This window comes from Psychroserpens algicola, from assembly GCF_014526325.1.
In the GTDB taxonomy this organism is placed as follows: Bacteria; Bacteroidota; Bacteroidia; order Flavobacteriales; family Flavobacteriaceae; genus Psychroserpens; species Psychroserpens algicola.
The window spans coordinates 125,250-137,636 of the sequence record NZ_JACNMJ010000009.1; the positions used below are offsets into that span (position 1 = coordinate 125,250).

General features: G+C 36.6%; 15 protein-coding genes. 13 read left to right on the forward strand and 2 right to left on the reverse strand.

Annotated elements, in window-relative coordinates; genetic code table 11:
• Positions 1 to 63: 63 nt before the first annotated feature.
• Complete coding sequence (nadE, locus tag H7350_RS16265) at positions 64 to 852, reverse strand: NAD(+) synthase (protein WP_204346981.1); 789 nt, start codon at positions 850 to 852, stop codon at positions 64 to 66.
• Between the two features lie 105 nt (positions 853 to 957).
• On the opposite strand from nadE, the gene gldB reads away from it, so the two are divergent.
• The 3 genes from gldB to H7350_RS16280 all read left to right on the forward strand — a co-directional run bounded on the left by gldB (position 958) and on the right by H7350_RS16280 (position 3,013).
• Entirely contained in the window at positions 958 to 1,917 is a 960-nt protein-coding gene (gene gldB, locus H7350_RS16270; RefSeq protein WP_204346982.1) for a gliding motility lipoprotein GldB, read from the forward strand.
• The gene (gene gldC / locus H7350_RS16275) at positions 1,917 to 2,255 is read left to right on the forward strand and encodes a gliding motility protein GldC (RefSeq protein ID WP_204346983.1); all 339 of its coding nucleotides are present in this window, start codon (positions 1,917 to 1,919) and stop codon (positions 2,253 to 2,255) included. Before gldB ends, gldC begins: the two co-directional genes overlap by 1 nt.
• A gap of 143 nt (positions 2,256 to 2,398) precedes the next feature.
• Positions 2,399 to 3,013: a DUF4230 domain-containing protein gene (locus H7350_RS16280; protein WP_204346984.1), complete on the forward strand. Its 615-nt coding sequence runs from the start codon at positions 2,399 to 2,401 to the stop codon at positions 3,011 to 3,013.
• On the opposite strand, the gene H7350_RS16285 is transcribed toward H7350_RS16280, so the two are convergent.
• Positions 3,008 to 3,313: a rhodanese-like domain-containing protein gene (locus tag H7350_RS16285; protein WP_204346985.1), complete on the reverse strand. Its 306-nt coding sequence runs from the start codon at positions 3,311 to 3,313 to the stop codon at positions 3,008 to 3,010. The two genes, H7350_RS16280 and H7350_RS16285, sit on opposite strands and share 6 nt — an antisense overlap.
• Before the next feature lie 46 nt (positions 3,314 to 3,359).
• Between H7350_RS16285 and H7350_RS16290 the strand changes: the two genes are divergently transcribed.
• From H7350_RS16290 to pcaF, 10 genes are all read left to right on the forward strand, one after another.
• Positions 3,360 to 3,929, forward strand: a complete 570-nt coding sequence (locus H7350_RS16290; protein ID WP_204346986.1) for a TetR/AcrR family transcriptional regulator — start codon at positions 3,360 to 3,362, stop codon at positions 3,927 to 3,929.
• Positions 3,930 to 3,998: 69 nt separating this feature from the next.
• Positions 3,999 to 5,072, forward strand: a complete 1,074-nt coding sequence (locus tag H7350_RS16295) for an FAD-binding oxidoreductase (protein ID WP_204346987.1) — start codon at positions 3,999 to 4,001, stop codon at positions 5,070 to 5,072.
• Between the two features lie 311 nt (positions 5,073 to 5,383).
• On the forward strand, positions 5,384 to 6,340 hold the full coding sequence (gene paaA, locus H7350_RS16300) for a 1,2-phenylacetyl-CoA epoxidase subunit PaaA (protein ID WP_204346988.1): 957 nt from the start codon (positions 5,384 to 5,386) through the stop codon (positions 6,338 to 6,340).
• A 95-nt stretch (positions 6,341 to 6,435) separates the two neighbouring features.
• Entirely contained in the window at positions 6,436 to 6,726 is a 291-nt protein-coding gene (gene paaB, locus H7350_RS16305) for a 1,2-phenylacetyl-CoA epoxidase subunit PaaB (protein WP_204346989.1), read from the forward strand.
• Positions 6,727 to 6,778: 52 nt separating this feature from the next.
• Entirely contained in the window at positions 6,779 to 7,534 is a 756-nt protein-coding gene (paaC, locus tag H7350_RS16310) for a 1,2-phenylacetyl-CoA epoxidase subunit PaaC (RefSeq protein ID WP_204346990.1), read from the forward strand.
• A 51-nt stretch (positions 7,535 to 7,585) separates the two neighbouring features.
• Positions 7,586 to 8,086 carry a 1,2-phenylacetyl-CoA epoxidase subunit PaaD gene (gene paaD / locus H7350_RS16315; RefSeq protein WP_204346991.1) on the forward strand — a complete coding sequence of 167 codons (501 nt, stop codon included), beginning with the start codon at positions 7,586 to 7,588 and terminating at the stop codon, positions 8,084 to 8,086.
• Positions 8,087 to 8,388: 302 nt separating this feature from the next.
• The gene (locus H7350_RS16320; protein WP_204346992.1) at positions 8,389 to 9,171 is read left to right on the forward strand and encodes an enoyl-CoA hydratase-related protein; all 783 of its coding nucleotides are present in this window, start codon (positions 8,389 to 8,391) and stop codon (positions 9,169 to 9,171) included.
• A 53-nt stretch (positions 9,172 to 9,224) separates the two neighbouring features.
• Positions 9,225 to 10,400, forward strand: a complete 1,176-nt coding sequence (locus H7350_RS16325; protein ID WP_204346993.1) for a 3-hydroxyacyl-CoA dehydrogenase NAD-binding domain-containing protein — start codon at positions 9,225 to 9,227, stop codon at positions 10,398 to 10,400.
• Positions 10,401 to 10,481: 81 nt separating this feature from the next.
• Positions 10,482 to 10,886 (forward strand): PaaI family thioesterase, encoded by a 405-nt coding sequence (locus H7350_RS16330; RefSeq protein WP_204346994.1) that lies wholly within the window; start codon positions 10,482 to 10,484, stop codon positions 10,884 to 10,886.
• A 245-nt stretch (positions 10,887 to 11,131) separates the two neighbouring features.
• On the forward strand, positions 11,132 to 12,343 hold the full coding sequence (gene pcaF / locus H7350_RS16335) for a 3-oxoadipyl-CoA thiolase (RefSeq protein ID WP_204346995.1): 1,212 nt from the start codon (positions 11,132 to 11,134) through the stop codon (positions 12,341 to 12,343).
• The last annotated feature ends 44 nt before the right edge of the window (positions 12,344 to 12,387 follow it).

Sequence of the window (12,387 nt, forward strand, 5' to 3'; positions counted from 1 at the left end):
TTGCAATGCAAAATTAGTAAAAAAATCAACATAATCGATTTTTTATAGTGATAAACTCAACAATTATTTTAAATCTTTAGGAATTTCGCAAACTGGAATCGGAATCATTTTGTGTGTATTTGAGCGATTATACCTCATAAATATTTGAAACACTTCCTTTTGGCGTCCATCAAAATCAGCATCTGTTTTACCCTCATCTTTCATTTGCATAGCCCATTCTAATTCTGGGTAAGAAGCACCAATTTGATCTTCATCGCTACGAGCATCACCAAAAAGTCCGTCACTTGGTGCGGCTTTCATAATAGATTCTGGAACATTTAAATAATCACCTATAGCATAAACTTCTGATTTCATCAAATCAGCAATCGGACTCAAATCTACACCACCATCACCATACTTGGTATAAAATCCAACCCCAAAATCTTCAACTTTATTTCCGGTTCCAGCAACTAAAAGACCAAGTAATCCAGCATGATAATATAAAGTGGTCATACGTAACCGAGCTCTGGTGTTTGCTAAAGCCATATCTACAGTGGCTTGTTTGCCTTCTAGTGAAACTTCTGTTTTGAATTCTTCAAAAACTGGAGTCAGATCAACACGCGTGTCTTTAACATTAGAAAATCGTTGTTTTAATTGAGTAATATGTTCCTGAGCTCTACTTACATGGCTGGCAGCCTGATGAATTGGCATCTCTATACAAAGCAAGTCTAAACCTGTTTTTGCACATAATGTTGAGGTTACTGCAGAATCAATTCCGCCTGAAATACCAATAACAAATCCATTTACGCCTGCGTTGGTCGCATAATCTTTAAGCCAGTTTACAATATAATCAACAACTTTTTCTGTTTGCATTTTTAATGAGTTTTTTTATCTAATGTAGTACCTTTGCGTAACAAAAATAACCTAAACACGTTAGTAATAAAAATTTAGTACGATTAAGTTTTTGTAAATAAACCTATGAAAAAAATCATAATTTTCAGCCTTTTGTTTATGTCCCTTTATAGTTGTAAAGACGACGATAAAATTGAAGCTGAAATTTCTAAAATAGAAACCAATGTCACAGTAGAACGTTTTGATAGAGCGTTCGCTAATGCAAAACCTGAAGATTTATCAGAATTAAAAAACGCTTTTCCGTTTTTATTTTCTAGAAATATTCCTGATGATTTCTGGATAGAACGTATGCGTGATACTAATCAGATACATCTCAATACCGCTACTCATGAAAAATTTGGTGATTTCAAACAAGAAACTCATGAGATTCGTAGCCTCTTTCAGCATTTAAAATATTATGATAAAACCTTTAAGGAGCCAAGAATCATCACGCTGACAAATTTTGTAAACTACAGAGAAAAATTAATCGTAACCGATACCATTGTTTTGATTGCAATTGATAATTATTTAGGGAGCGATCATGAGATTTATTCGGGTATTCAAAGGTATTTAGCAGATAATATGACGCCTTCACAAATTGTTGTGGATATGGCCAAAGCGTATAGTGAACAACAAATTTTTCAACTTCAAAAAAAGACGCTTTTAGATGAGATGATTTACTTCGGAAAACAACTGTACTTTAAAGATGTTATGATTCCATTTAAAACAGATGCTGAAAAGATTGGCTATAGACCAGAACAATTAGAATTTGCGAAAGCGAATGAAGCAATGATCTGGACTGAGTTTGTAGAAAATGAAATGCTCTACGATACTGATAGCAGTTTGCCGGCACGATTTATTGCTGACGCTCCGTTTTCTAAGTTTTATCTAGAATTAGACAGTCAAACTCCTGGGCGACTCGGACAATATATAGGATGGCAAATTGTGAGAGCTTATATGGAAAATAATGATACGTCTCTCAAAGAAATGTTGCAAACTGACGCTGTTGATATATTTAATAAATCTAATTATAAACCACCAAAATAATGGCAAATACACATACTTCAAAAATAGAATTAAACGTAGAGCTTGATGAAAACAGAGTTCCCGAAAAATTGCATTGGACAGCCGCAGATGGCGGAATTTCAAATGAAGAAGCTAAAGCGATGATGCTTGCCGTTTGGGATGCAAAAGCCAAAGAAACGTTGCGTATCGATTTATGGACAAAAGATATGCCTGTCGATGAGATGAAACAGTTTTTTCATCAAACCCTTGTCGAAATGAGCAATACCTTTCATAGAGCAACTCAAGATGAAAAAATGACAGCGACAATGAAAGATTTTTGCGATTACTTTGCTGAAAAATTAGAATTAAAACAAAAGTAATTATTTAATCATTGGTTAAAGCTTAGGTAATATAGTAGCAGATGAAATCGACTATATTTGACCTGCTGTCAATTCAATCTAAATAACATTAGTTAGGCTTCTCTGTCGAAGAAAACTAATGTTTTTTTTATGTATATTAACACATGCGAAAAATACTATTTGGAGTTGTTGTAACATTAATTATACTCTTCACATTTAAATATTGTGGTGATCAAAAAGAAGATAAAATCACCCTTCAGGAAAACACAGCACTCATCAGAGAACAGATTAAAAATGTTGGTAAACTGGTCGTTACCGAAGGCCATTTTAGTGAAGTTTTTACCTATAAAAATTCTAAGGCTGTTTTTGCAGATTTAATTGAAGCTAAAAAGCAAGCTATTGTTATCGTGAATGCCGATGTTACTATCGGATACGACTTAAGCTTAATAGAATATGAAATTGACGAACTCAACAAAACACTTCGTATTATAAGTATTCCAAAGGAAGAAATTAAAATCAATCCAGATTTTGAATACTACGATATTCAAGCCGATTTTCTCAATCAGTTTGAAGCCAAAGATTATAACGCCATCAAAGAAACCGTCAACAAATCACTCATGAAAAAAATTGAGGCTTCCGATTTAAAATCAAATGCCCAAAACCGACTCATTAGTGAGCTTGCTAAATTTTATATTCTGACCAACTCTATGGGCTGGACACTAGAATATAACCAAAACCCTATTGAGTCTTCCGAAGAACTGCAGTCGCTAAAATTATAGTTTGTGCTTGACGCTTACCCAACCACCACCATTAATGGCGTCTATATTATTGAGGTTTAAAAACTTTGCAGCCTTTGCTGAACGGACACCACTTTCACAACAAGCAATAATAGGTTTGTTAAGCGCTTTAACTTCCCCAACACGATTATTTAACTCATTTAAAGGAATGTGAACCGAACCTTCAACATGACCTTGATCCCATTCACGCTGTGATCTTACATCTAAAATAATGGCTCCATTTTCAATATATTGCTCTACCTGACGCTTTTTCGCCCCAAATATGAAACTTAAAAATCCCATAGTGTCTTTTTTGTTTAAATTTACGAAGAATTACAATACTTAGTTTTTGAAACAGGAAACACGTAAAGACGAAATCATAAATACCGCAGCAAAACTCTTTAAAGAAAAAGGGTATAGCGCTGTTACTATGCGCGACCTGGCAACAGCTATGGGAATTAAAGCCGCAAGTCTGTACAATCATATCAATTCTAAACAAGACATCCTAAAAGCAATTATCATTTCTATTGCTGAAGAGTTTACAAACGGCATGGAAACAATTATCCAGTCTCAGGATTCGAGTATTTCCAAACTCAAAAGCGTCGTCACACTTCATGTGAATATTACAGCAAACAACACTAATGGGATGGCATCTTTAAATAATGACTGGATGCATCTTGAAGATCAATTGAACTACTATCTTCAACTTCGGAATGACTACGAGGCTAATTTTCTTAACATCATAAAAGAGGGTGTTTCTTCCTTAGAAATTAAAGATAGTAATCCCGAAATCATCATGTTCTCTATGCTAACCACTTTACGTTCATTGTATTTGTGGATTCCCAAAAAAGAAGATCTTAAGTCAAACGATTTGGCTGATAATTTAAGTGAAGTTCTCATTGAAGGAATTAACAAATAGTTATCAAATAATTTTGTAAATTTGTAAACGAAACTAACAATTGTTAGTTTGTTGTTTTAAGTACAAGTTATGGCAGAATTTCACAATGTAACAATTGCAGATATTTACAAAGAAACTGAAGATACCTCAGTAGTAACTTTCGATATTCCATCTGAATTACAAGAAACCTTTAAATTCAGACAAGGGCAACATCTTACTCTTAAAGCCGATATAAATGGCGAAGATGTGCGTCGTTCATATTCTTTGTGTTCTAGTCCATCTGAAAATCAATGGAAAGTTGCCGTAAAATTAATTCCAGGCGGAAAGTTTTCAACGTACATCAACGATACATTAAAAGCTGGAGATCAACTTGAGGTCATGACACCTAGCGGAACTTTTGGTGTTGAGGTGAAACCTGAGTCGTCAAAAAATTACTTGTTTTTTGCTGCTGGAAGTGGGATTACACCTGTTTTGTCAATGATAAAAGCGCATCTTAAAGCTGAGCCCAATTCGACATGCAAATTGTTTTATGTCAATAAAACAGCAAAATCCATTATCTTTAAAGAAGAACTGGAACAACTTAGAAACACCTATTTCGGACGACTGGAAATCTATTATTTCCTAACCAAAGAACGTCGTGATATCGAACTGTTTAATGGACGTTTTGATGATGAAAAAATGAAAGTCCTCACCAAAACATTTATCGATATTCCCGATACCAGCGAAGTGTTTCTTTGCGGACCAGAACAAATGGTCAATTATGTAAGTGAGTATTTAATAAATGCTGGACTCCCAAAACAATTGGTACATTTTGAATTATTTGTTACCGGATTGTCAGAAGAGGATATCAAACGTGCCGAACGTCTGGCGCAACAAAATGTCGAAGGTATTGAAGTTACGATTGTAGATGGCGGAAAAGAATTTGTGTTCACCATGACCAAAGAATACGACAATATTCTTGATGCAGCTTTAGGCGCTGGAGCCGATTTGCCTTTTGCGTGTAAAGGAGGTGTGTGTAGCACTTGTAAATGTGAAGTGAAAGAAGGTGCTGTCGAAATGAAAATCAATTATGCTTTAGATGATAAAGAAGTGAGTCAGAATCTGGTATTGAGCTGTCAGGCTGTACCAACATCAGATAAAGTGGTGGTCGATTTTGATGTGTAAACGTGTTTGTTAAGAACGTCATTCTGAACTCGTTTCAGAATCACATTATAAGAATAAAAAAAACAAGAATCTATTATGGTTTGTTATAAACTAACCTTTGAACCTTAAAAAAAACTAAGACGTCATTCTGAACTTGTTTATTCATAAATATCTATTGTAAATTAAGGTATTCATGAATCTTTGATTTCAGAATCACATTATTTATAAAAAGAACTGGTTCTACAATTGAGTGGAACCTTAAAATATATTGAAAAAGAAAACTAAAAGTTCAACACGCTAAAGGCAAACGCCAATAGCTAAAAGCTAAAAAAATGAGTGAAGAACAAATCAAAAATCTAGAAAAGCAATTTGAAGAACGAATTGCAAGGGACGAAAAAATCGAACCTAAAGACTGGATGCCCGAAAAGTATCGTAAAACCCATATCCGACAAATGTCACAGCATGCGCATTCTGAAATTGTTGGAATGCTACCCGAAGGCAACTGGATTACTAGAGCACCTTCCTTAAGACGTAAAGTCGCTTTGCTTGCAAAAGTGCAGGATGAAGCTGGTCACGGACTCTATCTGTATTCCGCCACCGAAACCTTAGGTGTGTCCAGAGACGAACTTTACGAACAATTACACTCAGGAAAAGCCAAGTACTCATCCATTTTTAATTACCCAACCATTACTTGGGCCGATATGGGAGCTATTGGCTGGTTGGTTGATGGTGCTGCGATTATCAATCAGGTGCCGCTTTGTAACACTTCTTATGGCCCTTATGCTAGAGCTATGATTCGTGTGTGTAAAGAAGAAAGTTTTCACCAACGTCAAGGCTATGAAATCATGATGAAATTAGCCAACGGAACTCCTGAGCAAAAGGAAATGGCTCAAGACGCTCTCAATCGTTGGTGGTGGCCAAGTTTAATGATGTTAGGTCCTACAGATGATGTGTCGGTACATACAGAACAATCTATGAAATGGAAATTGAAACGTAAATCAAACGATGACTTACGTCAGCAATTTATAGATCAAACGGTTCCCCAAGCGGATTTAATCGGACTCACAATTCCTGATCCCGATTTAAAATGGAATGAAGAACGTCAAAGCTACGATTTTGGCGAAATTGATTGGGATGAGTTCTGGCAAGTCGTTAAAGGTCATGGACCTTGCAACAAAGAACGAATGAAAGCCAGAGTAGGCGCATGGGAACGTGGCGAATGGGTTCGTGATGCCGCTATGGCTCACGCCGAAAAGAAACAAGAACGCAAAGAAAAACAAGCCGTTTAGTTCAAGAGACGTCATACTGAACTTGTTTCAGTATCTCATTAAGAAAAAATAATAATAAATCAGACTCCTATTAAATAGGAATAACAATAAACATCATGTCAAATAAAAAAAACTGGCCACTTTGGGAAATCTTCGTCAGAAGTAAAAACGGATTAGAACACCGTCATTTTGGTAGCCTTCATGCTGCAGATGCTGATATGGCTCTCGAAAATGCAAGAGATGTGTATACAAGACGTAATGAAGGTGTGAGTATTTGGGTTGTAGAATCCAAACACATTACCGCGTCCAATCCAGAAAATAATGGCGAATTGTTTGAGCCTGCTCAGGATAAAGTGTATCGTCACCCAACATTTTATGATTTACCAGATGAAGTAAAACATATGTAATGCTAACGTCATTTTGAACGTGTTTCAGAATCTCATTATTTAAAGATTAAATATGAAAAACGAAAACTTATACAACTACATCCTCGGAATAGCCGATAACAGCCTCATCCTTGGTCAGCGCATGGGTGAACTCTGTGGACATGGACCAACTTTAGAAACAGACATCGCTTGCACCAATATTTCTTTAGATCTATTTGGGCAAGTGCGCAGCTATTACCAGTATGCAGCCAAAATTGCAGGAGATGATAGAACCGAAGATGATATTGCCATGCTTCGTAAAGAACGCGAGTACAAAAATGTATTGCTGGTAGAACAACCTAATACGGATTTCGCCTATACGATCGGACGCCAATTTTTATTTGATGTTTATCATTTAGCATTCCTTGCAGAATTACAAAAAAGTAATGACCTGACCCTGTCTGCCATTGCTAATAAATGTATAAAGGAAGTGAGTTACCATGAACGTTTTTCTTCAGATTGGGTAAAGCGTCTCGGTGATGGTACCGAAGAAAGTAACCAGAAAATGCAAGCAGCTATCGACGATTTGTGGACTTATACAGACGAATTATTTCACCAAACCGAAGCCGATAAAGCCATGGTTGCAGAAGGCGTTGGCGTCGATGTAACTCAATTAAAAGAGAAGTATTATAAACAGGTAAATGAGCTTCTAAAAGAAGCAAATCTCGAAATTCCCGAATCGAAATGGTTCCAAAAAGGAGGTAAAGAAGGTATTCATACAGAGCATTTAGGATATTTATTAAGCGACTTGCAATACATGCAACGCACTTATCCAAATATGGAATGGTAATTAATCTTTGAGACGTCATTCTGAACGTGTTTCAGAATCTCATTTTAAGTTATGACAACAACAGAACAAAATATAGACAACATCTTAATTCCAATTCTGGAACAGGTTTCAGATCCAGAAATTCCAGTATTATCTATTATGGATATGGGAGTTGTTCGTTCTGCTGTGATTATAAATAATAAAGTTAAAGTCGAAATCACACCAACCTACAGTGGTTGCCCAGCAATGGATGTGATAGGCGATGATATAAAAAAAGCACTAAAAGATGCAGGTTATGAATCTGAAATTGATTTGATTTTGCATCCGGCTTGGACAACCGATTGGATCACTCCAAGAGGGCGAAAAGCATTAGAAGATTACGGTATAGCAGCACCTTTAGACGCCGAAGCAGATAAAGAGGTGTTGTTAAACGGTAAACGAATCGTAAAGTGTACCCATTGTGGTTCACAAAACACGCGACTCGTCAGTCAGTTTGGTTCAACAGCATGCAAAGCACAATTTCAGTGCGACGATTGCCAGGAACCTTTCGACTATTTTAAATGTTTAAAGTAAGTATGGCGTTACCCAAGGGTCAGGCTTTCGGCAGTCGCTCTTAAAGTAAAAACTTTAAGGAGCTTCAACAAAGCCTCAATCCTTAACGCAAATTGACATCATAATTAAATAAGGTAAGACTGTTGAAATGCAGAATAAGAAAATAAAATTGTTTAGAATTTCGGAAACCTTGGACGAAATTTAGATTTTATTTTTTGGTTTCCAACCGAAAGAAGTGGAGGTTGGAAAATTCCTCATTTTAACTTGACTTTTTTGGTTCGTTTTTGTGTCAAGACAAAAATGAATAAAAAGAAATAATAGGTATGAGTAATTCAATACAATTAAAAATTGAAAACAAAGTAGCGTATATCACGCTCAACAGACCAGAAGTTTTTAATAGCTTCAATCGGGAGATGGCATTTAGTCTTCAATCTGTTTTAGATGACTGTAAAACCAATGCAGAGGTGCGAGCCATTGTGCTCACTGGAAACGGAAAAGCATTTTGTGCAGGTCAGGATTTAAAAGAAGTCACAGACCCAGAGTTAAATCCCGGATTTAAAAAAATTCTGGACGAACATTACAATCCAATCATTACCAGAATCCGTGCTATAAAAAAGCCTGTTATTGCAGCAGTCAATGGCGTAGCAGCTGGAGCAGGAGCAAATATTGCATTGGCTTGTGATATTGTCGTGGCGGATGAAAAGGTGAGTTTTATTCAGGCGTTTAGTTTAATTGGTTTGGTGCCTGATAGTGCAGGAACGTTCTTTTTGCCGAGATTAATCGGATTTCAAAAAGCATTAGCCTTAGCGATGTTAGGAGATAAAGTGTCTGCTGAAGAAGCCGAAAAACTAGGTATGATTTATAAAATGATTCCACTAGAAAATTTTGAAGATGAGGTAAATAAACTAGCAATAAAACTAGCCAACATGCCAACCAAAGCATTGGGTATGATTAAAGAATTGTTCAATCAATCGATGACCAATGATTTAGAGGCGCAACTGGCTTTAGAATCTAAATTGCAGATAGAGGCAGCACAAAGCGAAGACTATGCCGAAGGTGTTGCTGCATTTATAGAAAAACGTAAACCTAATTTTAAAGGCAAATAACATTGAATCGTCATCCTGAACTTGATTCAGGATTTCAATATATAAGAAAACACATGAACGTAGGAATTATAGGAAGTGGAACAATGGGAAGTGGCATCGCACAAGTGGCAGCCACTGCTGGTTGTCAAGTGAAATTATACGACACCAATCAAGCGGCTTTAGACAAGGCAAAAGCTTCATTGGAAAACATTTTATCACGTTTAATTGAAAAAGGACGAATTGATAGTGATGAAAAAACGAGAATCCAAAGTAATATCAATTATGTAAACAGCTTAAAAGATTTAAGTGATGCTAACTTAACCATCGAAGCCATTATTGAAAATCTAGACATCAAGCAAAAAGTCTTTTCTGAACTTGAAGGCTATGTGTCTGAAGATTGTATCATCGCGTCAAACACATCCAGTTTGTCCATTGCATCTATTGCTGCATCACTGAAGAAGCCTGAGCGTTGTATCGGAATTCATTTTTTTAATCCAGCGCCTTTAATGAAATTAGTTGAGGTGATTCCTGCGATTCAAACATCTAAAGAGGTGCTACAAAAATCAATTGAGACCATTTCCGATTGGAAAAAAGTGGTAGCCGTAGCCAAAGACACACCTGGTTTTATTGTCAATAGAGTGGCGCGACCTTTTTACGGTGAAGCTTTAAGAATTTATGAAGAAGGAATTGCCGATTTTGAAACTATTGATTATAGTTTAAAGACCTTAGGAGGTTTCAGAATGGGACCTTTTGAATTGATGGATTTTATCGGAAATGATGTGAATTATACCGTTACGGAAACCGTGTTTACAGCCTTTTATTTCGATCCGAGATACAAGCCAGCATTCACTCAAAAACGTTTTGCTGAAGCTGGTTACTTAGGACGTAAATCTGGAAAAGGTTATTATGACTACGATGCCAATGGAAAGCTAATATCACGTCATGCTGAAGGTGTTTCAGAATCTCATAATACTGAGTTGGCAGAACAAATTTTCAACCGTGTTTTGGTGATGCTCATCAACGAAGCTGCCGATGCGTTGTTTTTGAATATCGCTTCCGCAGAAGATATAGATAATGCCATGACTAAAGGCGTCAATTATCCAAAAGGATTATTGGCTTGGGCAGATGAAAAAGGAATCGATTGGTGTGTCAATACCATGGATGAATTATATAACGACTATCACGAAGATCGTTACCGTTGTAGTCCGTTGTTACGTAAAATGCATAGAGAAAACAAAACATTTTTTTAATAAAGCATAAGGTCATACTGAACGTGTTTCAGTATCAAATAAGTAATAAAAACTGAGTTGCTATAGTAGAGGAAGGTAAACATGAAAGGAGAACAAATTCCATATAAAATGCTATCTCAAGATGCCTACAGCCAATGGTTGGGGATTGAAATTCTAGAATGTGAAATCGGACGTTGTAAAGTGGCTATGACCATTCGAAAAGACATGTTGAATAGTATGAATAAAGCACATGGCGGAATTAGTTATTCATTAGCAGATACGGCTTTCGGTTTTGCAGCTAATACGCATGGTAAATATGCGGTATCTATTGAAACCAGTATCAATCATATTGAAGCTTTAGACGAAGGTGATTATATCGTTGCAGAATCAGTAATTGAGAAAGTAAATAATAAGCTTGGTTTTAATATCATAGAAGTGAAACGTGGAGAAGAATTAGTAGCCCTTTTTAAAGGGGTTGTCTATAGAACTCAAAAAGATTGGGAATAAAATTCCTGCGAAGGCAGGAATCTCTTAGTAGAAAGAAAATGAATTTTGACTAAGAAAAAAAACATAACAAGTAGGTGCGTTAGGGATTGATGTGGCATCCTTTTTTACATCCGTTCGAGTGAAATTGCTTTTAGCAATTTTGAATTGAGAACAAGTAAAAAAGATATAACGGAAAGCCCGACCTTTAGGGAACGCTAAAAAGAATATTAATAATTAAAAGATACCTGCTTTCGCAGGCATTTAAAATGAAAGAAGCATATATCATTGATGGCATAAGAACGCCAATAGGAAACTATAAAGGCACTTTATCTGCTGTGAGAACAGACGATTTAGGTGCTTTAGTCATCTCAGAAGTCGTAAAACGTAATCCGAACATCCCAAAAGAAGCTTATGACGATGTCATTATGGGTTGCGCCAATCAAGCAGGAGAAGACAACCGTAACGTAGCACGAATGTCTTCACTGTTAGCAGGATTGCCATTTACAGTCCCAGGAGAAACGGTAAACCGCTTATGTAGTTCAGGATTATCTGCAATCATACATGCCAACAGGGCGATTAAAGCAGGCGATGGTGATCTGTTTATTTCTGGAGGTGTGGAGAACATGACACGTGGACCCTACGTGATTGCTAAACCGTCAAGTGCTTTTGGCAACGATTCTAAAATGTACGACTCAAGTTTTGGATGGCGTTTTGTAAATCCGAAAATGCACGAAATGTACGGTACAGATGGGATGGGAAACACCGCAGAAAACTTGGTCGAAAAATATAATATATCACGTGAAGATCAGGATAAGTTTGCCTATTGGAGCCAAATGAAAGCTACCAAAGCTCAAGAAAACGGTCGCTTAGCAAAAGAAATTGTAACCGTAGAAATTCCACAACGTAAAAAAGATCCAATCCTATTTTCAAAAGATGAGTTTGTAAAACCTACAACCTCTTTAGAAGTATTAGGGAAATTACGTCCTGCGTTCAAAAAAGATGGCGGAAGCGTCACTGCAGGCAATTCATCAGGTTTGAATGATGGTGCTGCCGCTACGATTATCGCTTCCGAAGATGCTGTTAAAAAATATAACCTTAATCCTTTAGCCCGAATTGTAAGTTCTGCTGTGGTAGGTGTAGAACCAAGAATAATGGGTATTGGTCCTGTTCAAGCGTCAAACAAAGCTTTGGAAAAAGCAGGATTGACCATGGACGATATGGATGTAATCGAGCTAAATGAAGCTTTTGCTGCTCAGGCCTTAGCGTGTACAAGAGCTTGGGGATTAGCAGATGACGATCCAAGATTAAACCCAAATGGCGGCTCTATTGCTATTGGTCATCCCTTAGGAGTCACAGGAGCAAGAATTGCGTATTCAGCCGCTTTAGAATTAAAAGAACAACATAAAAAATATGCTTTGATAACCATGTGTATTGGTGTCGGACAAGGGTATGCTGCGATAATTGAAAATGTGATTTAGAAAATAGAATATAGACTGCTTTGCTGTTAGAAATGGAAAAAAGA

What these genes read in the sequence shown, in the direction of transcription:
- nadE (WP_204346981.1), bottom strand. Translation starts at nt 852, where the DNA reads ATGCAAACAGAAAAAGTTGTTGATTATATTGTAAACTGGCTTAAAGAT.
- gldB (WP_204346982.1), top strand. Translation starts at nt 958, where the DNA reads ATGAAAAAAATCATAATTTTCAGCCTTTTGTTTATGTCCCTTTATAGT.
- gldC (WP_204346983.1), top strand. Translation starts at nt 1,917, where the DNA reads ATGGCAAATACACATACTTCAAAAATAGAATTAAACGTAGAGCTTGAT.
- H7350_RS16280 (WP_204346984.1), top strand. Translation starts at nt 2,399, where the DNA reads ATGCGAAAAATACTATTTGGAGTTGTTGTAACATTAATTATACTCTTC.
- H7350_RS16285 (WP_204346985.1), bottom strand. Translation starts at nt 3,313, where the DNA reads ATGGGATTTTTAAGTTTCATATTTGGGGCGAAAAAGCGTCAGGTAGAG.
- H7350_RS16295 (WP_204346987.1), top strand. Translation starts at nt 3,999, where the DNA reads ATGGCAGAATTTCACAATGTAACAATTGCAGATATTTACAAAGAAACT.
- paaA (WP_204346988.1), top strand. Translation starts at nt 5,384, where the DNA reads ATGAGTGAAGAACAAATCAAAAATCTAGAAAAGCAATTTGAAGAACGA.
- paaB (WP_204346989.1), top strand. Translation starts at nt 6,436, where the DNA reads ATGTCAAATAAAAAAAACTGGCCACTTTGGGAAATCTTCGTCAGAAGT.
- paaC (WP_204346990.1), top strand. Translation starts at nt 6,779, where the DNA reads ATGAAAAACGAAAACTTATACAACTACATCCTCGGAATAGCCGATAAC.
- paaD (WP_204346991.1), top strand. Translation starts at nt 7,586, where the DNA reads ATGACAACAACAGAACAAAATATAGACAACATCTTAATTCCAATTCTG.
- H7350_RS16320 (WP_204346992.1), top strand. Translation starts at nt 8,389, where the DNA reads ATGAGTAATTCAATACAATTAAAAATTGAAAACAAAGTAGCGTATATC.
- H7350_RS16325 (WP_204346993.1), top strand. Translation starts at nt 9,225, where the DNA reads ATGAACGTAGGAATTATAGGAAGTGGAACAATGGGAAGTGGCATCGCA.
- H7350_RS16330 (WP_204346994.1), top strand. Translation starts at nt 10,482, where the DNA reads ATGAAAGGAGAACAAATTCCATATAAAATGCTATCTCAAGATGCCTAC.
- pcaF (WP_204346995.1), top strand. Translation starts at nt 11,132, where the DNA reads ATGAAAGAAGCATATATCATTGATGGCATAAGAACGCCAATAGGAAAC.